Source organism: Kitasatospora sp. NPDC001660, from assembly GCF_053596725.1.
On the sequence record NZ_JBSFGU010000015.1, the window covers coordinates 93,656 to 114,864 of the forward strand.

Below are 21,209 nucleotides of genomic sequence, written 5' to 3' on the forward strand. Positions count from 1 at the left end.
ACGCCCGGGACGCCCGGGGGCGGAACCGGCGCACACCCCCGGCTCCGCAAAGGCGCGCCCGTCACTGTCAGACCCAGGCGCTACGGTGGGCCCCATGGCTGCCCGTACCAAGACCACCGCCAAACCGCGCCCGGCGTACCGCTGCACCGAGTGCGGCAACCAGCTGCCCAAGTGGGTCGGCCGCTGCCCGGAGTGCAACGCCTGGGGCACGGTGGAGGAGTACGGCGCGGTGCCGATCCGGACCACGGCGGCCGGCCCGGTCAGCGCGCCGGCCCGCCCGATCGCCCAGGTCGACGGCCAGGTCGCGACGGCCCGGTCGACGGGCGTCCCGGAGCTGGACCGGGTGCTCGGCGGCGGTCTGGTCCCCGGCGCCGTCGTGCTGCTGGCCGGCGAGCCCGGCGTCGGCAAGTCCACCCTGCTGCTGGACGTCGCCGCCAAGGCGGCCACCGCCCAGCACCGCACGCTCTACGTCACCGGCGAGGAGTCGGCCGGCCAGGTCCGGCTGCGCGCAGACCGGATCAACGCGCTCTCCGAGCACCTCTACCTCGCCGCCGAGTCCGATCTCGGCGCGGTGCTCGGGCACATCGAGGCGGTCAGCCCCGGCCTGCTGATCCTCGACTCGGTGCAGACCATCGCCTCCGCCGAGCTGGACGGCGCCCCCGGCGGCCCGGCCCAGGTCCGCGAGGTGGCGAACGCGCTGATCCGGGCGTCCAAGGAGCGCGGCATGGCCACCCTGCTGGTCGGCCACGTCACCAAGGACGGCCAGATCGCCGGCCCGCGCCTGCTGGAGCACCTGGTGGACGTCGTACTGAGCTTCGAGGGTGACCGGCACGCCCGGCTGCGGCTCATCCGCGGGATCAAGAACCGCTACGGCGCCACCGACGAGGTCGGCTGCTTCGAGCTGCACGACGAGGGCATCGCCGGCCTGGCCGATCCGTCCGGCCTCTTCCTGACCAGGCGTGACAAGCCCGTCCCCGGCACCTGCCTCACCGTCACGCTGGAGGGCAAGCGCCCGCTGGTGGCCGAGGTGCAGGCGCTGATGGTGGATTCGCAGATCCCGTCGCCGCGCCGGACGACCTCCGGCCTGGAGTCGCCGCGGATCGCGATGATCCTGGCCGTCGTCGAGCGGCACGGCGGCGTGAAGCTCGGCAAGCAGGACATCTACACCGCGACGGTCGGCGGGGTGAAGCTCAGCGAGCCGTCCGCGGACCTCGCGGTCGCGCTCGCGGTGGCCAGCTCTTCCTCCGACACCCCGCTGCCGAGCAACCTGGTGGCGATCGGCGAGGTCGGGCTGGCGGGCGAGGTGCGGCGGGTGACGGGTGTGCAGCGGCGGCTCGCGGAGGCGCACCGGCTGGGCTTCACGCACGCCCTCGTCCCGCCGGACCCGGGCAAGGTGCCGCCGGGCATGAAGGTGGTCGAGGTGGCCGACATCGGCGAGGCGCTCCGGGCCATTCCGGGCCGCCGCCGGGCCTCCGCCAAGCCGCGCGGCGAGGCGCGTGGTGAGGCACCGTCGGCGCCGCCGGCCCCGCGCCAGGCCCGGGTCGCCGCCTACCCGGAGGAGCTGATGGACGGCTGGGAGCCGCTCGACTCCGACGAACTGCGCTGACCCAAGCCCTGCCTCCGCCGCACGCAGTTAGACTTTCCCCTGTCTCATTGACGAGAAGGCGAGTACCGAGCGGTACTGAGCGACAGAGCAACAGACCGTAGGCCGGCGCACGGCGCGAGGCGCGCGGTACGGGGTCGACCGGAGGAGTCACGTGGCAGCCAGCGACCGGGGGGCGGACAAGTCCTCCCGTGAGGAGGCCCTGCTGCGGGCCTCCCTCAGCGCCATCGCGCCCGGCACGGGGCTGCGTGACGGCCTGGAGCGGGTCCTGCGGGCCAACACCGGCGGTCTGATCGTGCTCGGCTTCGACCGGAACGTCGAGTCGATCTGCACCGGCGGCTTCGTCCTGGACGTCGAGTTCACCGCGACCCGGCTGCGCGAGCTGTGCAAGCTGGACGGCGCGGTGGTGCTGGACAAGGACATCACCAAGATCGTCCGGGCCGGTGTCCACCTGATGCCGGACTCCACCATCCCCACCGACGAGACCGGCACCCGCCACCGCACCGCCGAGCGGGTCAACCGGCAGACCGGCTACCCGGTGGTCGCGGTCTCGCACTCGATGCGGCTGATCGCGATGTACGTCAACGGCACCCGCCGGGTCCTGGAGGACTCGACCACCGTCCTCTCCCGCGCCAACCAGGCGCTGGCCACCCTGGAGCGCTACAAGCTCCGCCTGGACGAGGTGGCCGGCACGCTGTCCGCGCTGGAGATCGAGGACCTGGTGACGGTCCGGGACGTCACCGCCGTCGCCCAGCGCCTGGAGATGGTCAGGCTGATCGCCACCGAGATCGCCGGCTACGTGCTGGAGCTCGGCATCGACGGCCGCCTCCTCTCGCTCCAGCTGGACGAGCTGATCGCGGGCGTGGAGCCGGAGCGCGAGCTGGTCGCCCGGGACTACTTCCCGGAGCGGGCCGCCAAGAAGGGCCGGACGGTCACCGAGGTGCTGGCCGACCTGGAGGCGCTCACCCACGCCGAGCTGCTCGACCTGCAGACGGTCGCCAAGGCGCTCGGCTACTCGGGCTCGCCGGAGTCGCTGGACTCCGCCGTCTCGCCGCGCGGCTACCGGCTGCTGGCGAAGATCCCCCGGCTGCCCAACACGGTGATAGAGCGCCTGGTCGAGCACTTCGGCGGGCTGCAGAAGCTGCTCGCCGCGAGCATCGACGACCTGCAGACGGTCGAGGGCGTCGGCGAGACCCGGGCCCGCTCGGTCCGTGAGGGCCTGTCCCGCCTTGCCGAATCGTCCATTCTGGAGCGCTACGTCTGACGGTCCGACGGATCGTCGGGCGCGGCCTACCCGCGGAACACCGAAGCCCCCGACCGCAGTTCGCGGATCGGGGGCTTCGTCGTGCGGCGGGCTGGCGGGTGGTCAGCCGTCCAGCCGGATCGAGATGCGGGCCGAGACCTTGTCGCCGGTGAGGCCGGTGAGGTCGGCGTTCACGACGTAGGTGTCGTTCGCCGGGGGCGTCGGGTCGGGGGTGGCGCACTGCGGCTTGCTGCGGCTGCGGTCCCAGGTGAACGTCTCGATCTGGCTGCCGTTCGCCGGGAGCTGCACCCAGAGGCTGCCCCGGTCGGTCGGACAGTCGCCGGAGGACCAGACCCGGTCGCCCTTGTTGGCGGCGGTCACGGTGATCACCGAGGTCGTCCGGCCCAGGTCCACGCGGCAGTTGGCGCCGGAGGAGTTCTTCACCGTCAGGGCGAACCGCGGCTTGTCCTTGGACTGGTACGAGTTCTGGGTGCTGGCCAGCTCCAGGGCCACCTGCGAGGTGGCGCAGATCGGCAGCGCCATCACGTCGGGCGTGTTCACCGCGGGGGCGCCCCCGCCCGCGCTGCCGCCGGAACCACCCGCGCCGCCGACCGCACCGCCCGTCGCCCCACCGCCCGCTGCCGCGCCGCCCGTCGCCGCACCGCCGCCACCGGGGGCCGGGCTGGGCGCACCGCCGTTGCCACCGGTGCTGAGGCTGACCTCGCCACCGCCCCCGCCGGAGCCGGGGACCGCCCCGCCCGCGCTGCCGCCGGAACCGCCCGTGCTGCCGCCGCCGGGGCGCGCCGCGGGGCCGCTCGGCGAGGCGCCGGGCGTGATGGCCTGGGCGGGCGCCTGGCTCTGGGGTGGCGCGGCCTGTGCGGCCTTGCTCTGTGATCCGCCGTCACTGCCGCCGCCCTGATCGGACATCAGCCAGGCGATGAGGGCGATGACCGCGGCGACGGCGGCGAGCACGACGAGGCGCCGTCGCCAGTAGATCGAGGCCGGCAGCGGTCCCACGGGTTGACGCAGAGAGGGCACGCCCAAACTCTACGAGACAGTGTGTGTCGCTTGACGCACCAACACCGCACAGTCGCCCCTTCCTTCACATGATCCGCCATTTGAGCCGTTCGAGGGAGGCCTTTCGGCGTGTTCCCCGGGAATTCCCCCGGAGATCCGGAATTCAATCCTCCGATTCGGTCGGGTCCACGGGCGTGGGAGGATCGAAGGGCCATGACTTCCATCACCGCCACCACTGCCCCTCTTCCCCCCGCGGGTCCGCCGCCCCGGCTGCCCCTCCCGCTGCCGGCGCTGCACGCGACCGTCCTCGACTGGTACGAGGCCAGCAAGCGCGACCTCCCCTGGCGCACCCCCGACGCGTCACCCTGGGCGGTCATGGTGAGCGAGTTCATGCTCCAGCAGACCCCGGTGAAGCGGGTCCTGCCCGCCTGGGAGGCGTGGCTGGAGCGCTGGCCCACCCCGGCCGACCTCGCGGCCGAGGCCCCCGGCGAGGCGGTCCGGATGTGGGGCCGGCTCGGCTACCCGCGGCGCGCGCTGCGGCTGCACGCGGCGGCCGTGGCGATCACCGGGGAGCACGGCGGCGAGGTGCCGGACGACCACGCCACGCTGCTCTCGCTGCCCGGGGTGGGGGAGTACACGGCCGCCGCCGTCGCGTCCTTCGCCTTCCGCCAGCGCCACGTCGTGCTGGACACCAACGTCCGCCGGGTGTTCGCCCGCGCGGTGACCGGCGTCGAGTACCCCGCCCAGGCCACCACGGCGGCCGAGCGCCGGACGGCGACCGCGCTGCTGCCCGACGACGCCGAGACCGCCGCCACCTGGGCGGTCGGCGTGATGGAGCTGGGTGCGCTCGTGTGCACCGCCCGCGGCCCCGAGTGCGGCGACTGCCCGCTGTTCACCCACTGCGCCTGGCAGCGGGCCGGCCGCCCGCCGTACGATGGCCCGGCGCGGCGCGGCCAGTCCTACGAGGGGACGGACCGGCAGGTGCGCGGCAAGCTGCTCGCCGTGCTGCGCGAGGCCCACGGTCCGGTCGAGCAGGTCCGGCTGGACGCGGTCTGGCCGGACGCGGTGCAGCGGGCCAGGGCCCTGGACGGCCTGGTGGCGGACGGCCTGGTCGAGCCCGTCGAGCAGGGCGTCTACCGCCTCCCGCAGTAAGCGACAGCGCCCCCGGAGAACGCTCCGGGGGCGCTGCACGCATCGGGACCCGATCAGACGGCCGCCGCCTCCAGCGAGGCCTCGGCCGGCTTCTCCTGCTTGCCGGCGCCGCGCAGCGGCACCTCGCGCATGAACACCGCGGCGGCGATCGCGATCACGGCCACGCCCGCACCCCACAGGAAGACGGTGTGCATGCCGTTGGCCACCGCGTGGTGGTAGGCGTCCTGGATGCGCGGGTCGAGCTGCTTCAGCGCCGCCGGGCTCACCTGGCTCGGGTTGGCCTTCGACGAGCCGGCCTTGTCACCGAGCCGCTCCTTCATGGTGTCGGCGACCCGGTTGTTGAACAGGGCGCCGAACAGCGCGACGCCGAAGGAGCCGCCGATGGTGCGGAACAGGGTGGCGGTGGAGCTGGCCACGCCCATGTCCTTGAGCTCGGCGCTGTTCTGCGCGACCAGCATGGTGATCTGCATCAGGAAGCCCATGCCGGCGCCCAGCACGATCATCCAGCAGGCGGACGTGAAGCTGCTGGTCTCGGTGCCCATGGTGGAGAGCAGGACCATGCCGCCGGTCATCACGATGGTGCCGATGACCGGGAAGATCCGGTACTTGCCGGTCCGGGTGACGACCTGGCCGACCACCAGCGAGACGACCAGCATGCCGAACATCATCGGCATCAGCAGCAGGCCGGAGTTGGTGGCCGAGGCGCCCTGCACGGTCTGCTGGTAGAGCGGCAGGAAGACGGTCGAGCCGAACATCACGAAGCCGACGATGAAGCCGATGATCGAGACCAGGGTGAAGTTCAGGTTCTTGAACAGGCTGAGCGGGAGCATCGGCTCCTCGACCCGCTGCTCCACGTAGCAGAAGGCGATCAGCGACGCGGCGGCCAGCGCGGCCAGGCCGAGGATCTGCTTCGAGCCCCACGCGTACTGCTGGCCGCCCCAGGTGGTGATCAGCACGAGCGAGGTGATGCCGGTGGTGAGCAGGACCGCGCCCAGGTAGTCGATCCGGGCGTTGCTGCGGACCTTCGGCAGCTTCAGGGTGACGACGACCACGGCGAGCGCGACCACACCGAGCGGCAGGTTGATGTAGAAGGTCCAGTGCCAGCTCAGGTGGTCGGTGATGAAGCCGCCGACGAGCGGGCCGCCGATGGTGGCGAGCGCCATCACCGCGGCGAACATGCCCTGGTACTTGCCGCGGTCGCGCGGCGGCACGAGCGCGCCCATGATCGACATGACGCCGACCATCAGGCCGCCGGCGCCCAGGCCCTGCAGCGCGCGGAAGCCGATCAGCTCGTTCATGTTCTGCGACAGGCCGGACAGCGCCGAACCCACCAGGAAGATCACGATCGAGGTGAGGAAGGTGCCCTTGCGGCCGTAGAGGTCGCCGAGCTTGCCCCAGATCGGGGTCGAGGCGGCGGTGGCCAGGGTGTACGACGTGACCACCCAGGACAGGTGCTCGGCCCCGCCGAGGTCGCCGACGATCGTGGGCATCGCGGTGCCGACGATCAGGTTGTCGAGCATGGCCAGGAGCATCGTGACGACCAGGCCGACCATCACGAGGCGTATCTCGCGGGGCGACCGCGGCTGCTCCTCCTCGGTCTGCTTGTCCTCCGGTACCGGGCCGGCGGTCTTGGACTGTGACATGGGGTGGTGTCTCCCGGGACTGGATTTGGACGATCGTCGGCCTGGAGCGGCTACTTACTTGTCGCCCGGCTAGTTTATGGACCGTCCGCACGGTAAGTTGTGCACTAGCCGGTCGTCAAGCCAGTTTCTTTCCCGGCCGCCTGGGCAGGGAGAATGTGTCCCGGGGGGCGGGCACCGCCGGTGTCCGCAGCAGTCACCGACGCAGTCATGAGGCAGGCCATGGGTCCGACGCACAGCCCTCGCACCGACACCCGGGCTCGCATCATCGCGGTCTCTCTGGAGCTCTTCTCCGAGCAGGGCTACGAGCAGACGTCCCTGCGCGAGATCGCCGACCGCCTGGGTGTCACCAAGGCTGCGCTCTACTACCACTTCAAGACCAAGGACGACATCGTCCACGGCATCGTCGAGTCCATGGCCGCGCCGATCGACGAGACCATCGAGTGGGGCCGCCGGCAGCCCTGGTCCCCGGAGCTGCGCGACGAGCTGATCCGCCGCTTCGCCGCCGGGATGTCCGAGCGGGCGCCGCTGCTGCGCTTCTTCCACGAGAACCAGCCCGCGCTGCGCGAGTCGCCGGCCGGGCTGGAGTTCAAGGAGCGCATGATCGCGATGGTCCGCCTCGTGCACGGGCCGGACGCGAGCTTCCAGGACCGGCTGCGCGCCGCGATGTCGCTCTTCACCATCAACTCGGCGATGTTCCTGCTCAAGCAGGACGAGACCGGCACCGAGCACGTCGACCACATGTGGCACGAGTCGCCGCAGGCCACCGTGGAGGAGGCGATGGCCGCTGCCCGGGAGGTCGCGCTGGAGATCGGCGCCCTGATCGACCGCCCGGTCCCCGCCTCCGCCCAGGCCTGATCGCGGGGGAGGGGCGGCCCGCAGCGAGCCGCCCCCGCCCTCAGGACGGCCGTCCGTCTCAGAACTCGGTGACGCCGTGCGACGCCAGGTACGCGATCGGGTTGACCACCGCGCCGTAGCGGTTGCTGGTGCGGATCTCGAAGTGCAGGTGCGGCCCGGTCGAGTCGCCGGTGCTCCCGGACCGTCCGATCTCCTCGGCCGCCGACACCTGCTGGCCGCGCGACACCTTCACCGAGGACAGGTGCGCGTACTGCGCGAAGTGCCCGTCCGCCAGCCGCAGCACGACCTCCTTGCCGTACGAGCCGCGCCAGCCCGCCGACACCACGGTCGCGTTCCCCACCGCCAGCAGCGGCGTGCCCGGCGCGATCGCGAAGTCCACCCCGGTGTGATAGCCGGCCGCGTACCTGGAGTTGAGCACCCCGTACGGGTTGCTGGTCGGCGCGCCGCCCGGGATGGGGGCGGACCACTCGCGCGCCGCGGCGGGCGCGGGCGTCGGCTCGGGCGTGGGCTCGGGCTCGGGCTCGGGCGCGGCCTCTCCGGCCCCAGGAGCCGGTTCCGCCGCCGGGGCCTGGTCCGCCGGCGGCTCTACCGGCAGCAGGTTGGGGGCCATCGCCACGTCCGCCTGCGGCGATTCGCTGCCGTCCGGGAGCCGGTACGGGCTCGGCCCGGCCACCTGCACCATGCCGGGGACGGGTACCGCGGCCTGCGGCGCGGTGAAGGCCGAGCTGCCGGGGGTGGTCGGGAGGACCGTCTGCGCGGAGGCGCTCCCGGGCGCCGCGACGACCAGCGCGCCGGCCAGGAGCACCGCAGCGCCCCCGGCGGCGACGACGGCCCGCTCGCGGTCGGCCCACGCCCCGGCGCCGGGGCGTGGGTGCCGTGCGCCGAGGTGAGAAGTCGGCGCGAGCGCGAGCACAGGCGAGGCGTGGGCACGGACGGCGCGGCCGAGCCGGGGCTGCCAGGCCGCCGCCTGGGCCGCCGTGCGGGCGGCGAGCCGGCGCAGCGCCGGCCCCACGGGCGGGACAGAGGACATCGCTAGCCCAATCACGGTCGTACGGGGGCAGCACGAGGGGCCCGTTCGGGCGCGTGCTGAGCGGGGGACCACTCAGCTTCAACCGTCACCGAGCGGACTCCCAAACCTGGTGACGTACTACGGCGTGTAGTCAGCGTCGCACCGGAGATTCAAGCCGACGGAGTAAAGATCATGAGATCCGATCGTCCGCCCACGGCCTGCGCCGCCCGCGGCGTCCTTGTGCGCCGTCCACTGCCGCCGGTCGTACCGCGTCCGGTCCTGTGGCCGGCACCACATGCCTGCGGGATTTGCCGCCGGCCTTGCTCACCGCTCACGTCCGCACCGCTGACCGGGAGCCTCCGCTGCGGGACGATCGACGCATGTATGCCAACAGCAGCGACGACCTCGACGGCCCCCGCCGCCCGAGCCTCCAGGACCGCCGCTTCGCCGCCCAGCGCGGCTGCGAGCGGCTGCTCTCCGGCCACCGGCCGAAGAGCCTGCGCGAGCGCCTCGCCGACCTGGCCCGGGAGGGAGAGGACGTCCACGACCTCGACGGTCGTCCGGACCAGTACGGCGACGGCGTGGTCCGCGCGCTGGAGCGCCGGGTCGCGGACCTGCTCGGCGCCGAGGACGCGGCCTTCTTCCCGACCGGCACGATGGCCCAGCAGGTCGCGCTGCGGATCCACGCCGAAGCGGCCGGGCTGCCCACCGTCGCCACCCACCCGCTCGGCCACACCGACCAGCACGAGCGGCACGCGCTCGGCGTGCTGACCGGCCTGCGGAGCGTCTGGCCGACCATCTCCCCGCGCCTGCCCACCGTCGAGGAACTGCGCACCTTCGACGAGCCGTACGCCGCGATGATCCTCGAACTGCCGCTGCGCGAGGCCGGGTTCGTGCTGCCCGACTGGGCGGACCTGCTGGCCGTCGCCGGGGTCGTGCGGGAGGAGCAGGGCGCCGCGCTGCACCTGGACGGCGCGCGGCTCTGGGAGTCGGTGTTCCACCTCGGCCGCTCGCTGCCGGAGGTCGCCGCGCTGGCCGACTCGGTGTACGTCTCCTTCTACAAGACCCTCGGCGGGATCAGCGGCGCCGCGCTGGCCGGTCCGGAGCGCTTCGTGCGGACGGCGAAGGCCTGGCGGCACCGGTACGGCGGCCAGTTGTTCCAGCAGTGGCCGCCGGCGCTGGCCGCGCTCGCCGGGCTGGAGCGCGAACTCCCGCGCCTGGAAGGGTACGTGTCCCACGCCCGGACGGTCTCCGGCGCGCTGGCCGAGGCCGTCGCCGCCGTGCCCGGCGCCCGCGTGCACCCGGCGCCGCCGCACACCCACCAGTTCCAGCTCTGGCTGCCGTACCCGGCGGCCGAGTTGGAGGAGGCCGGCCTGGGTCTGGCGGAGGACACCAGGGTGGGCCTGTTCGGCAGCTGGCGCGAGCCCGGGCTGCCGGGCCTGGCGATGACCGAGGTCACGGTGGCCGCCGAGGCGCTGGACTGGACGGCGGCCGAGATCGCGCAGGCGGTCGCCGCCTTCCTCGACCGCCTGCCCGACCGCAAGGCCTGAGCTCCCGCGGGGCCCGGCAAAGCGTCCGGCCCGCCCCCGGTGCGGTGCGGGGACGGGCCGGACGGGACTGGATCAACTAATCCGGATCACCGATCAGTTGTCGACCGGGCGGACCCGGATCCAGGTCTCCAGGTAGTTCGAGGACTCGTTCTCGACCTCGATGCTGGTGCCGGTCGGCGGGACCTTGACGCTGCTGTACGGGTTGTCGGCGCTCCAGTAGCTCCGCAGGTCGTTGAACTCGTCGACGCCCTTGGACTTCGGGACGACCGTCTCGACGCCGGCCTTGTGCAGGGTCAGCGCCGGGACGCGGCGCGAACCGAAGGTGGAGTCGAAGCCCTGCATGCGCGGACGCATCAGGCTGCCGTCCGCCCACTTCAGCGGGGTCGGGTGCGAGTCGACCGGCAGGACCAGGCCCTGGCCGGGGTGGGCGCTGACGTTGTTGTCGGTCTGCGACTCGTCCCAGTACCAGATCAGCAGGCCGGGCTGGTACGCGTAGTGCTCGACCCAGTTCGGCCTGTCGGCGAAGCCGAAGTTGTACGGGCCGGTCTTCAGCGTCTGGTCGAACGACACGTACTGCTTGTTCTCCGCGATGTAGTACTGCGCGTAGTCCTTGGTGTACGAGCCGCCGAAGCGGGTGAAGCCGGCGGCGGTCCAGCCGTTGTCGCCGTTCTCCACGTCGTAGCTGAACACGGTGGCGCCGTCGGCGACCACCGAGATGTCGTCCACCGCGAAGCCCCGGTAGTGCAGGCCGCCGTCGGTGGTGTTGCGGTAGCGGAACTGGATCTTCTTGCCGGCGTAGGCATCCAGGTTGAAGGACAGGTCGCCCCAGGTGGCGGCGAGGCCGCTGAGGGCCGGGCGGCCGTTCTCCTTCGGGAGCGCGGCGCCGTTCCAGGTGCCGTCCACGACGGTCCAGGTCTTGCCGCCGTCGGTGGAGACCTCGCCGAAGGCGTAGTCGAAGTCCTGCTCCAGCTCGTACCAGGCCTTGGCGTTGATGCCGGCCTTGGTCTTGCCGGTCAGGTCGATGTCACGGGTGAGCGTGACGTTCAGGTTGTCGGCGCTGCCGCTCCACCACTCGAACTGGCCGCCGAACGGCTTGTTGATGTCGGTGGTGATGCTCTTCTTCGGCAGGTCGACGACCAGCGCCTGCGGGAGATCGGTGTTGTACTCCACCGGGCCTATGTGGTGGGTCGACTCGGTGCCGGCCTTGGCCCTGTCGTACTTCAGCCAGCCGAGCTTGAGCTTGCTCCACGCGTCGAGGTCGTTCGGCATGTCGCCGATGCTGTCCTTGCCCTCGCCGAGCCAGGAGCCGGAGGACATCAGCGACCAGAAGCCGACCGAGTTGTCGATGCCCTTGCCGGCGGTGTCGTAGAGGTCCGGCAGGCCGAGGTCGTGGCCGTACTCGTGGGCGAAGACGCCGAGGCCGCCGTTCTCCGGCTGCATGGTGTAGTCGCCGATCCAGAAGCCGGAGTCGCCGACCTGGACACCGCCGAGCTTGTTGCCGTCCGGACCGCTCTGGCCGGTCAGGTTGCCGTAGACGTACGAGCGGTGCGCCCACAGGGCCTTGCTGCCCTGCTTGCCGCCGCCGGCCGACTTGTCCTCACCGGCGTGCACGATCTGGAAGTGGTCGATGTACCCGTCGGGCTGGTTGAAGTTGCCGTCCTTGTGGGAGCCGTAGCGGTCCCACTTGTCGTACTCGGCCAGGGTCGCCCTGACCTGCTCCTTGGTCTGACCCTTCGCCAGCTGGTCCTTGTACCAGATGTCGACGGCGTCGCGGATCAGGTCCTGGGCGCTGGCGCAGACGTTGGAGCCGCAGTAGTCGGAGCCGTACCGGGCCTCGTTCCACGGCACCCGGACCCAGTCCGAGACCACGCCGTCGACCGAGTAGCGGCCCGAGGACTGCTTCTCGTAGAAGGTCTTCAGCGAGGGCTTGTCCTTGGCGAAGTACAGGTCCTGGTAGTGCTGCTGGTTGTAGTCGGCCTGCCAGGCGGTCGAGTTGTTGGTGGCGCGGTCCGGCGCGGCGATCTCGTTGTGCTTCGGGCCGGGCTCGCCGCCGTACTTGACCTTGCCGTCCGCGGTCTTGGTGGTGTTGTCGACCTGGTCACCGAAGTCGACGAGGATCGTGAAGATCTTGTCCGTGCGCTCGCGGGCGAGCTCGACGTACTTGTCCTTGCCCAGCTTCACGCTGGTGCTGCCGTTGTGCTCCTCGACCTGGGCGGTGCCGGCGAGCAACTGCTCGGTGGCGGCCTTCTGCTCCGCCTCCATCTTCTCGGTCAGCGGGCCCGGAATGTTGTGCTCGGTGTTGACGGACTGGACGGCGTCGGCCGGGTCCTTCGGCACGGGGGCCGAACCGGCCGCGACGGCGCTGCTCGGGAACAGACCCGCGCCGAGCGTGACGATGACCGCCGCAGCCGTGGTGGCCGCAGCGGTTCTCCTGGTGGTCTTCAACGTTGTGACGTCCTCCCCGACCGAGCCGACTCTTCGCCAAGGCTCGGTAAACCAATATGAAAGACAGGTGGACGTCATTTGACCCAAGTGGAGACGGAAAAGATAGACCTTGACCATGACATGGCCACGGCGCTATGCTCGCCAACTTTCCGTCAGCTGACTGCTCGTGGGGAAAGCCCAGGTCAGCGCGGTGCGAGGGCAGCGTGAAACGGGCTGAGCCCCCGGCGCGAACGCCGGGGGCTCAGCCCGCTTGCTGTTGTCTGTTAAATGTTGTTACTTCGTCAGGTCCGGACCCGACGAGGCAACGGCGGCCGGGGTGTCCGCGACGGCGGACTTCTCCTCGCCCCGGAAGGTGAACTTGGCGTCCTTGCCCTCGCCCTCGACACCCACGACCACGATGTGGCCGGCCCGCAGCTCGCCGAAGAGGATCTTCTCGGAGAGGTGGTCCTCGATCTCGCGCTGGATGGTGCGGCGCAGCGGACGGGCACCCAGGATCGGGTCGTAGCCGCGCTTGGCCAGCAGCTTCTTGGCCTCGACGCTGAGCTCCAGGCCCATGTCGCGGTCCTTGAGGCGGGCGTCCACCTTGTCGATCATCAGGTCGACGATCTGGATGATGTCGTCCTCGGACAGCTGGTGGAAGACCACGATGTCGTCGACGCGGTTCAGGAACTCGGGGCGGAAGTGCTGCTTGAGCTCCTCACCGACCTTCGCCTTCATCCGCTCGTACCCGCTCTGGGTGTCGCCCGTGGCCGCGAAGCCCAGGTTGAAGCCCTTGGAGATGTCCCGGGTGCCGAGGTTGGTCGTCATGATGATGACGGTGTTCTTGAAGTCGACGACGCGGCCCTGGGAGTCGGTCAGGCGACCGTCCTCCAGGATCTGCAACAGCGAGTTGAAGATGTCCGGGTGGGCCTTCTCGACCTCGTCGAAGAGGACGACCGAGAACGGCTTGCGGCGCACCTTCTCGGTGAGCTGGCCGCCCTCCTCGTAGCCCACGTATCCGGGCGGGGAGCCGAACAGCCGGGAGACGGTGTGCTTCTCCGAGAACTCGGACATGTCGAGCGAGATCAGCGCGTCCTCGTCGCCGAAGAGGAACTCGGCGAGCGTCTTGGACAGCTCGGTCTTACCGACACCGGACGGGCCGGCGAAGATGAACGAACCGCCGGGGCGCTTCGGGTCCTTGAGGCCCGCACGGGTGCGCCGGATGGCCTGGGAGAGCGCCTTGATGGCGTCCTTCTGGCCGATGACGCGCTTGTGCAGCTCGTCCTCCATGCGCAGCAGGCGGGAGGACTCCTCCTCGGTCAGCTTGAAGACCGGGATGCCGGTGGCGGTGGCCAGGACCTCGGCGATGAGCTCCTCGTCCACCTCCGCCACGACGTCCATGTCGCCGGCCTTCCACTCCTTCTCGCGCTTGGCCTTGGCCTGCAGGAGCTGCTTCTCGTCGTCGCGCAGGGACGCGGCCTTCTCGAAGTCCTGCGCGTCGATCGCGCTCTCCTTCTCGCGGCGCACGTCGGCGATCTTCTCGTCGAACTCGCGCAGGTCCGGCGGCGCGGTCATCCGGCGGATGCGCATCCGGGAGCCGGCCTCGTCGATCAGGTCGATGGCCTTGTCCGGCAGGAAGCGGTCCGAGATGTAGCGGTCGGCCAGGGTGGCGGCGGCCACCAGCGCGGCGTCCGTGATGGAGACCCGGTGGTGGGCCTCGTAGCGGTCACGCAGACCCTTGAGGATCTCGATGGTGTGCGGCAGCGACGGCTCGGCGACCTGGATCGGCTGGAAGCGGCGCTCCAGCGCGGCGTCCTTCTCCAGGTGCTTGCGGTACTCGTCCAGGGTGGTGGCACCGATGGTCTGCAGCTCGCCGCGGGCCAGCATCGGCTTGAGGATGCTGGCGGCGTCGATGGCGCCCTCGGCGGCGCCCGCGCCGACCAGGGTGTGCAGCTCGTCGATGAACAGGATGATGTCGCCGCGGGTGCGGATCTCCTTGAGGACCTTCTTCAGGCGCTCCTCGAAGTCACCGCGGTAGCGCGAGCCGGCCACCAGGGCGCCCAGGTCCAGCGTGTAGAGCTGCTTGTCCTTGAGCGTCTCGGGGACCTCGCCCTTGACGATCGCCTGGGCCAGGCCCTCGACCACGGCGGTCTTGCCGACGCCGGGCTCGCCGATCAGGACCGGGTTGTTCTTGGTGCGGCGGGACAGCACCTGCATGACCCGCTCGATCTCCTTCTCGCGCCCGATGACCGGGTCGAGCTTGGCCTCGCGGGCGGCCTGGGTGAGGTTGCGGCCGAACTGGTCCAGGACCAGCGAGGTCGACGGGGTGCCCTCGGCGGGCCCGCCGGCCGTGGCCGACTCCTTGCCGCCACCGGTCTGGTAGCCGGAGAGGAGCTGGATGACCTGCTGGCGCACCCGGTTCAGGTCGGCACCCAGCTTGACCAGGACCTGGGCGGCGACGCCCTCGCCCTCGCGGATCAGGCCGAGCAGGATGTGCTCGGTGCCGATGTAGTTGTGGCCGAGCTGCAGGGCCTCCCGGAGCGACAGCTCCAGGACCTTCTTCGCCCGGGGGGTGAAGGGAATGTGACCGGACGGGGCCTGCTGGCCCTGGCCGATGATCTCCTCGACCTGCTGGCGTACGGCCTCAAGAGAAATCCCGAGGCTCTCCAGGGCCTTAGCGGCGACGCCCTCGCCCTCGTGGATCAGACCCAGGAGGATGTGCTCGGTGCCGATGTAGTTGTGGTTGAGCATCCGGGCTTCTTCCTGAGCCAGGACGACAACCCGCCGCGCGCGGTCGGTGAACCTCTCGAACATCGTTTATCGCTCCTCAGAGCGGTCGGGCAGTTCGGGGTCGGTCCCCGCCCTGTCCTTCCGCATGCTAGTCCCGCTCAGCGGCGCGGCCCACGGATTCACTCCCCGGTACGGGAGCGAGATGCTGCGCGACCAGCCGACACCAATCCCAACCTGATGCTGGGAATCGGTGTTCCCACAGGTGGGCCGGATGCACCGGATACCGCTACGCCATCGGCGAACAAGAGCCGCCGGGGTGCAGCCGGATCCGTCTTCGGCCGGTCACGCATACTGCCCCTGGACGGGTCGAAGAACCCGTCCACCTGCATTCATACCCGGTATCGGGGCGGTTCTCGCGCAGTTTCCGCGGTGGCGGTGTTCGCCTGGCGAGAAGTCGGCTCGGGGCCGGGTCGGGCCCGGGCTGCGGTGACGACGGCTCAGCGGAGGCCCCGCCGCGGCCGGTGTGCCACCCGGTGGTGTCCGCGTTGCCGCTTCGCTTCTACAGCGTTGCACAGCTCGTGATTGTTCCGCCGCCCGAGTACGGCCCCCGCCCGGCCCCGGCCTCCCGGCCCCGGCGGCGGTGCCGGTCGGGTGTGCGCCGCGGGGCGCGGAGGAGACTCCTCCGCGCCCCGCGCGTGTGCCGTCGACGCCGTACGCGGCCGCCGGGGCCCCGCACCCGCTCCGGCGGTCCGGCGGCCCCGGGGTCAGGACACGTTGGCCTTGTCGTAGGCCTCGCGGACGGTGCTGGGCACCCGGCCGCGGTCGTTGACCTCCAGGCCCTGCTCCTTGGCCCACGCGCGGATCTTGGCGGTGTCCGGGGCGCTGCCGGACGGGCGGGACGCCGTGCCGCGGCCCGGACGGCGGGCGCCGGCGAGCCGGCCGCTCTGCTTGCGACCCTTCTCCACGTACGGCGCCAGCAGACCGCGCAGCTTGTCCGCGTTGGCGCTCTTCAGGTCGATCTCGTAGGCAACGCCGTCGAGCGCGAACGTCACCGTCTCGTCCGCCGAACCGCCGTCGAGATCGTCTTCAAGAATGACCTGCACCCTCTGTGCCACGGGCTTCCCTTTCCGCTAAACGACCCATTGCCTAAGGAAAGGAAAGCGCCTTTCACCGGAAAACACAAACCCCTGACCGTCGCGGAGCCGCTCAGAGGTGCAGCAGCATGCGCGAGTTGCCCAGTGTGTTGGGCTTCACCCGCTCCAGGTCGAGGAACTCCGCGACACCTTCATCGTACGAGCGGAGAAGTTCTTCATAGACATCCGTAGCGATCGCAGCCGGGTCTGTCGTACCATCATCGGTTTCCTGAAGCTCGCCGATCTCGACGAAACCGTGTTTCGCGAAGAAGGCCACCTCGAACGTCAAGCAGAAAATCCGACGGACGCCGAGCCACCGTGCGGTCTGCAGCAGCTTGTCCAGCAGCAGATGCCCGACCCCGAACCCCCGGCAGGCCGGATCCACCGCGAGCGTGCGGACCTCGGCGAGATCCTCCCACATCACGTGCAGCGCGCCGCAGGCCACCACGGTGGCATCGTCGTCGCGTTCCGCGACCCAGAACTCCTGCACGGATTCGAACAGTGTGACGGTGGGCTTGTCGAGCAGAATGCCGTCGCGCGAGTAGGCGTCGACGAGCCTGCGTACTGCCCGCACGTCCGTGGTCCGCGCACGGCGGATGGTGACCTCCATGGCGGGACGTTATCGTGCCGCCCCCGGCGGGGTCTGCCCGGTATCGCCTCCGCGGTCCGGGGAATCCGGCGCGGCGGGATCCGCCGCCGGATCGGGTGGGAACAGCGCTGCCACCCGCAAGGCGTCCCGGAGCGCCTCGCGTTGCTCGGGCGACATGAGGCCGAAGAAGTGCACCAGGGCCGCCGCGGGATTGTCGCTGGTGGCCCACGCGTCGTTCATGAGTGCCGCGGTGTACGCCTCGCGGGACGAGACCGGTTCATATCGATAGGCCCGGCCTGCGCGCTCGCGGCGCAGCCAGCCCTTTCTGTGCAGCTTGTCCAGGACGGTCATCACCGTGGTGTAGGCGATATCGCGTTCCGACTGCAGATCCTGGAGAACCTCGCGAACCGTCACCGGTCGGTTCCACCGCCACACCCGGGTCATGATGGCGTTCTCAAGTTCGCCGAGTTGCCGGACCATAGTGCGGCCAGGATAGGGAGTGAATGGGGCAAATCTTGTGAAGTGCGCCAAACCGGCGCGCCGCCACCCCCGGAATCGGGAATGGCGGCGCGGCGGGTGCGTGAGCGGCGGACGGCGTCGGACGAGGGTTCGCCCGCGGGTCGCTCGCCCGCGGATCAGTCGACGTCTTCCTTGACCTTCTGGGCCCCGCCCTGGCTGCGGACGATGGCGCGCACCAGGAAACCGAAACCGATCGCCATGACCAGCGGCGGGACGATCGCGCTGACGTAGTTCATCGGGTCACTCCTCCTCGGTCTTCTCCGCCGCTGCGGCGGATGCCTTCGGCTCCGGCTTCACCAGCGGGAAGAGCACGGTCTCCCGGATGTTCTTGCCGGTCAGCAGCATGATCAGACGGTCCACGCCGAGGCCGAGGCCCCCGGTGGGCGGCATCGCGTACTCCAGGGCCCGCAGGAAGTCCTCGTCGAGCTGCATGGCCTCGACGTCGCCGCCGGCCGCGAGCAGGGACTGCGCGGTGAAGCGGGTGCGCTGCTCGACCGGGTCGATCAGCTCCGAGTAGGCGGTGCCGATCTCGGTGCCGAAGATCACCAGGTCCCACTTCTCGGCCACGCCCGGGATCGAGCGGTGCTGGCGGGTGAGCGGGGAGACCTCGGTCGGGTAGTCCTTGATGAAGGTCGGCCGGACGGCGTTCTCCTCCAGCAGGCGCTCGACCATCTCCAGCACGATCTGGCCGTGGCCCCAGTTCTTCTCGAACGGGATGTCGTGGTCGGAGGCCAGCTTGCGCAGCTCCTCGACGCTGGTCTCCGGGGTGACCTCGACGCCGAGGCGGGCGGAGATGCCCGGGTAGACGCCGACCTCCTCCCACGGCTCGGCCAGGTCGATCTCGTGCTCGACGCCGTGGGCGTCCAGGCCCTTGATCACGGTGGTGCCCAGCGCGTCCCGGGCCGCGTTGATGATCGTCTCGCGGATCAGCTCGGCCTGGGTGTTGTAGTCGCCGTACGCCTCGTACGACTCCAGCGAGGTGAACTCGGGGTTGTGGGTGGCGTCCGCGCCCTCGTTGCGGAAGTTGCGGTTGATCTCGAAGACCTTCTCCGCGCCGCCGACCACGAGCCGCTTGAGGTACAGCTCGGGGGCGATCCGCATGTAGAGGTCGATGTCGTACGCGTTGATGTGGGTCTTGAACGGACGCGCGTTGGCGCCGCCGTGCACCGGCTGCAGCATCGGGGTCTCGACCTCGATGTAGCCGCGGTCCTCGTAGGTGCGGCGGACCGAGCGGACCACCTTGCTGCGCAGGTGCAGGATCTCGCGGGCCTCGGGGTTGACGATCAGGTCGACGTACCGCTGGCGGACCCGGGCCTCCGGGTCGGTCAGGCCCTTGTGCTTGTCCGGCAGCGGGCGCAGGCACTTGGCGGTGAGCTCCCAGCGGTCCACCATGACGGACAGCTCGCCGCGCTTGGAGGTGATCACCTCGCCCTCGACGCCGACCTGGTCGCCGAGGTCGATGTCCGACTTCCAGGCCGCCAGCCGCTCCGCGCCCAGCTTGTCCAGGGAGAACATCACCTGGAGGTCGCCGGTGCCGTCGCGCAGGGTGGCGAAGCAGAGCTTGCCGCCCGTGCGGGAGAGGATCACCCGGCCGGTGACGCCGGCGCGCTCGCCGGTGGCGGTGTCGGGCTCCAGGTCCGGGTGCTTGGCGCGGAGGTCCGCGATGGTGGTGGTGCGGGGGAAGCCGACGGGGTACGGGTCGACACCGGCCGCCCGGAGCCGGTCCAGCTTCTCGCGCCGGACGCGCATCTGCTCGGGAAGGTCGTCGGTCGCGGGAAAAAGGCTCTGATCGCTCACCCCACAAGGGTAGCCAGCCACACACCGTGCTCCGCCACGGGATAACCGCGCGGGAGAGCGCGTCGGGCGATCTCCCCGCACGGGTGCGGACGGCGCAGCCGCTCCGGCGGGCCCGGAGCCGGCGTGCGGTGATCAGGGCGGCACCGCCGAGCACCACGGCGGCGGCTACCGGCCCGAATGCTCCGGCGTGCGCCGTGGAGGTCGTGAAGATGCGACTGGAATTCGGTGGGGGAATTGCCGCAGGAATGTCGACACGTGGATGTCGACACATGGATGAGGGAGGCCGCTCGTTGCGGCCTCCCTCTGTCCGGCGCCGTCCGGCTCAGCCGGTGCCGGTGGCGAGTTCGATGTCCTCCGGGGCGGGCGCGGGGGTCGCGGGCGGGGTCGGCCGGGCGGGGGGCTTGGGGCGGCGGCCGAAGAGTTCCGCCGGGGTGGGCATCCGGCGCGGGCTGGGCGGGTCCTGCGGGGCTGCGGGCCGCTCGGCGGGGGAGTCGGTGCTGCTCATCGTGATCCGTCCTCCAACAGGGGTGGGGAGACTGCTCGGGGGTGCGGCGGGGTTCGGTACGGCCACCAGGTGGCGCGGCTGGCCGACGGTGAGGGCGAGCCGCTCGCGGACCGCGGCCTCGGCCAGCGCGTGGCAGCGGCCGGCCAGCCGGGAGCGGCGGGAGCGCTCCAGCTGGCCGCAGGGCTGCCGGGTGAGCCCCCGCAGCGCGGTGAGGTCCTCGGGCCCGGGAAGGTAGCCGTCGGTCACGGCCTCCTCCAGGCGCTCCAGGTAGCCGCTGGCGCTGCCGGGCAGAGCGGCCCGGTAGCGCCCGAGGTCGGCGAGCAGGAAGGCGCGCAGTCGGCCGCCCTCCTGGACGGCCTCGTCGATCGCTTCGGTCAGACGCAGCGCGTCCTGGACGTCCTCGGCCCACAGCTCGGCGCCCGGGCCGGCGTAGGCCGTCCGGTCGGGTGCCTGGAAGTGGACGGGGATGATGGGGTGCAGGGCTTGGGCGAGGGCGCGGCGCAGCACGCGGACTTCGTCGGCGCTGAAGGCCATGCCGCCGCGCGATCCGTGTGGCGTAGGCATGGGTTGACACTACGTGAGGAATATCCGATTTGTCGGTAACGTCGCGCCGACGCCCCACGTTCGGCCCGACGTGGCGGCCCGGTCAGCTCGGGCGGTTGCGTTCGTAGACGAGCCGCAGGCCGATGAGGGTGAGCCAGGGCTCGTGGACGTCGATGCTGCCGGCCTCGCCGAGGACGAGCGGGGCCAGACCGCCGGTGGCGATCACCTGGACGTCGTCCGGGTCCTTGGCGAGCTCCCGGGCCATCCGGTCGACCAGGCCGTCGACCTGCCCCGCGAAGCCGTAGAGGATGCCGGACTGCATGCCCTCGACGGTGTTCTTGCCGATCACGTTGCGCGGGCGGGCCAGCTCGATCTTGCGCAGCTGGGCGCCGCGGACGCCGAGCGCCTCCACCGAGATCTCGATGCCCGGGGCGATCGCGCCGCCCACGTAGTCGCCGCGGGCGTTGACCGCGTCGAAGGTGGTGGCGGTGCCGAAGTCGACCACGATGCACGGGCCGCCGTACAGGTGGTTGGCGGCCAGCGCGTTGACGATCCGGTCGGCGCCGACCTCCTTCGGGTTGTCCATCAGGACGTGCACGCCGGTCTTCACGCCGGGCTCCACGATCACCGCGGGGACGTCGCCGTAGTAACGGCGCGTCACCTCGCGGAGCTCGTGGAGCACGGCGGGAACGGACGAGCAGATCGCGAGGCCCTCCACCGCGGCCTCGCGCACCGCGGTGTGGTTGCCCATCAACCCCTGCAGCAGCACCGCCAGTTCGTCGGCCGTGCGACGCGGATCGGTGGAGATCCGCCAGTGTTCCACCACGTTCTCGCCGTCGAACAGGCCGAGCGTGGTCTGGGTGTTGCCGACGTCGATGGTGAGGAGCATGGGGCGCT

16 protein-coding genes are annotated in these 21,209 nt (G+C 71.0%); 5 read left to right on the forward strand and 11 right to left on the reverse strand.

Going from position 1 to position 21,209, the window contains the following annotated elements:
- Positions 1 to 94 precede the first annotated feature (94 nt).
- Entirely contained in the window at positions 95 to 1,606 is a 1,512-nt protein-coding gene (gene radA, locus ACWCXH_RS18670; protein ID WP_449802510.1) for a DNA repair protein RadA, read from the forward strand.
- A gap of 202 nt (positions 1,607 to 1,808) precedes the next feature.
- Positions 1,809 to 2,867: a DNA integrity scanning diadenylate cyclase DisA gene (gene disA, locus ACWCXH_RS18675; RefSeq protein WP_449802583.1), complete on the forward strand. Its 1,059-nt coding sequence runs from the start codon at positions 1,809 to 1,811 to the stop codon at positions 2,865 to 2,867.
- 102 nt (positions 2,868 to 2,969) lie between these two features.
- Here disA and ACWCXH_RS18680 read toward each other — a convergent pair whose 3' ends face one another.
- Positions 2,970 to 3,884: a hypothetical protein gene (locus ACWCXH_RS18680; protein WP_449802511.1), complete on the reverse strand. Its 915-nt coding sequence runs from the start codon at positions 3,882 to 3,884 to the stop codon at positions 2,970 to 2,972.
- 192 nt (positions 3,885 to 4,076) lie between these two features.
- On the opposite strand from ACWCXH_RS18680, the gene ACWCXH_RS18685 reads away from it, so the two are divergent.
- Complete coding sequence (locus tag ACWCXH_RS18685) at positions 4,077 to 5,015, forward strand: A/G-specific adenine glycosylase (protein ID WP_449802512.1); 939 nt, start codon at positions 4,077 to 4,079, stop codon at positions 5,013 to 5,015.
- Positions 5,016 to 5,068: 53 nt separating this feature from the next.
- Here ACWCXH_RS18685 and ACWCXH_RS18690 read toward each other — a convergent pair whose 3' ends face one another.
- Positions 5,069 to 6,658: an MDR family MFS transporter gene (locus ACWCXH_RS18690; RefSeq protein WP_449802513.1), complete on the reverse strand. Its 1,590-nt coding sequence runs from the start codon at positions 6,656 to 6,658 to the stop codon at positions 5,069 to 5,071.
- Between the two features lie 219 nt (positions 6,659 to 6,877).
- Here ACWCXH_RS18690 and ACWCXH_RS18695 point away from each other — a divergent pair, with 219 nt between their 5' ends.
- Positions 6,878 to 7,513 (forward strand): TetR/AcrR family transcriptional regulator, encoded by a 636-nt coding sequence (locus ACWCXH_RS18695; RefSeq protein WP_449802514.1) that lies wholly within the window; start codon positions 6,878 to 6,880, stop codon positions 7,511 to 7,513.
- A gap of 58 nt (positions 7,514 to 7,571) precedes the next feature.
- On the opposite strand, the gene ACWCXH_RS18700 is transcribed toward ACWCXH_RS18695, so the two are convergent.
- A complete protein-coding gene (locus tag ACWCXH_RS18700; RefSeq protein WP_449802515.1) occupies positions 7,572 to 8,543 on the reverse strand; it encodes a M23 family metallopeptidase in 972 nt (323 codons plus the stop codon).
- Positions 8,544 to 8,902: 359 nt separating this feature from the next.
- On the opposite strand from ACWCXH_RS18700, the gene ACWCXH_RS18705 reads away from it, so the two are divergent.
- Positions 8,903 to 10,072, forward strand: coding sequence for a threonine aldolase family protein (locus ACWCXH_RS18705; RefSeq protein ID WP_449802516.1), 1,170 nt, complete (start codon positions 8,903 to 8,905; stop codon positions 10,070 to 10,072).
- A gap of 93 nt (positions 10,073 to 10,165) precedes the next feature.
- Here the strand turns inward: ACWCXH_RS18705 and ACWCXH_RS18710 are convergent, their stop codons facing one another.
- The 8 genes from ACWCXH_RS18710 to ACWCXH_RS18745 all read right to left on the reverse strand — a co-directional run bounded on the left by ACWCXH_RS18710 (position 10,166) and on the right by ACWCXH_RS18745 (position 21,201).
- Entirely contained in the window at positions 10,166 to 12,517 is a 2,352-nt protein-coding gene (locus ACWCXH_RS18710) for an immune inhibitor A domain-containing protein (RefSeq protein WP_449802517.1), read from the reverse strand.
- A 273-nt stretch (positions 12,518 to 12,790) separates the two neighbouring features.
- Entirely contained in the window at positions 12,791 to 15,310 is a 2,520-nt protein-coding gene (locus ACWCXH_RS18715) for an ATP-dependent Clp protease ATP-binding subunit (RefSeq protein WP_449802518.1), read from the reverse strand.
- A gap of 680 nt (positions 15,311 to 15,990) precedes the next feature.
- Positions 15,991 to 16,341 (reverse strand): histone-like nucleoid-structuring protein Lsr2, encoded by a 351-nt coding sequence (locus tag ACWCXH_RS18720; protein ID WP_449802519.1) that lies wholly within the window; start codon positions 16,339 to 16,341, stop codon positions 15,991 to 15,993.
- A 91-nt stretch (positions 16,342 to 16,432) separates the two neighbouring features.
- Positions 16,433 to 16,969 (reverse strand): amino-acid N-acetyltransferase, encoded by a 537-nt coding sequence (locus tag ACWCXH_RS18725; protein ID WP_449802520.1) that lies wholly within the window; start codon positions 16,967 to 16,969, stop codon positions 16,433 to 16,435.
- A 9-nt stretch (positions 16,970 to 16,978) separates the two neighbouring features.
- Entirely contained in the window at positions 16,979 to 17,428 is a 450-nt protein-coding gene (locus tag ACWCXH_RS18730) for a BlaI/MecI/CopY family transcriptional regulator (protein ID WP_449802521.1), read from the reverse strand.
- A gap of 279 nt (positions 17,429 to 17,707) precedes the next feature.
- On the reverse strand, positions 17,708 to 19,264 hold the full coding sequence (gene lysX / locus ACWCXH_RS18735) for a bifunctional lysylphosphatidylglycerol synthetase/lysine--tRNA ligase LysX (protein WP_449802522.1): 1,557 nt from the start codon (positions 19,262 to 19,264) through the stop codon (positions 17,708 to 17,710).
- Positions 19,265 to 19,586: 322 nt separating this feature from the next.
- Positions 19,587 to 20,333 carry a hypothetical protein gene (locus ACWCXH_RS18740; protein WP_449802523.1) on the reverse strand — a complete coding sequence of 249 codons (747 nt, stop codon included), beginning with the start codon at positions 20,331 to 20,333 and terminating at the stop codon, positions 19,587 to 19,589.
- An 82-nt stretch (positions 20,334 to 20,415) separates the two neighbouring features.
- Positions 20,416 to 21,201 (reverse strand): type III pantothenate kinase, encoded by a 786-nt coding sequence (locus tag ACWCXH_RS18745; RefSeq protein ID WP_449802524.1) that lies wholly within the window; start codon positions 21,199 to 21,201, stop codon positions 20,416 to 20,418.
- Positions 21,202 to 21,209 lie beyond the last annotated feature (8 nt).

Bases quoted from the DNA above. Each gene is read 5' to 3' on its own strand.
- ACWCXH_RS18745 (WP_449802524.1), bottom strand. From the start codon at position 21,201: ATGCTCCTCACCATCGACGTCGGCAACACCCAGACCACGCTCGGCCTG.
- ACWCXH_RS18730 (WP_449802521.1), bottom strand. From the start codon at position 17,428: ATGGTCCGGCAACTCGGCGAACTTGAGAACGCCATCATGACCCGGGTG.
- radA (WP_449802510.1), top strand. From the start codon at position 95: ATGGCTGCCCGTACCAAGACCACCGCCAAACCGCGCCCGGCGTACCGC.
- ACWCXH_RS18715 (WP_449802518.1), bottom strand. From the start codon at position 15,310: ATGTTCGAGAGGTTCACCGACCGCGCGCGGCGGGTTGTCGTCCTGGCT.
- ACWCXH_RS18685 (WP_449802512.1), top strand. From the start codon at position 4,077: ATGACTTCCATCACCGCCACCACTGCCCCTCTTCCCCCCGCGGGTCCG.
- ACWCXH_RS18725 (WP_449802520.1), bottom strand. From the start codon at position 16,969: ATGGAGGTCACCATCCGCCGTGCGCGGACCACGGACGTGCGGGCAGTA.
- ACWCXH_RS18690 (WP_449802513.1), bottom strand. From the start codon at position 6,658: ATGTCACAGTCCAAGACCGCCGGCCCGGTACCGGAGGACAAGCAGACC.
- ACWCXH_RS18700 (WP_449802515.1), bottom strand. From the start codon at position 8,543: ATGTCCTCTGTCCCGCCCGTGGGGCCGGCGCTGCGCCGGCTCGCCGCC.
- ACWCXH_RS18695 (WP_449802514.1), top strand. From the start codon at position 6,878: ATGGGTCCGACGCACAGCCCTCGCACCGACACCCGGGCTCGCATCATC.
- ACWCXH_RS18740 (WP_449802523.1), bottom strand. From the start codon at position 20,333: ATGCCTACGCCACACGGATCGCGCGGCGGCATGGCCTTCAGCGCCGAC.
- ACWCXH_RS18705 (WP_449802516.1), top strand. From the start codon at position 8,903: ATGTATGCCAACAGCAGCGACGACCTCGACGGCCCCCGCCGCCCGAGC.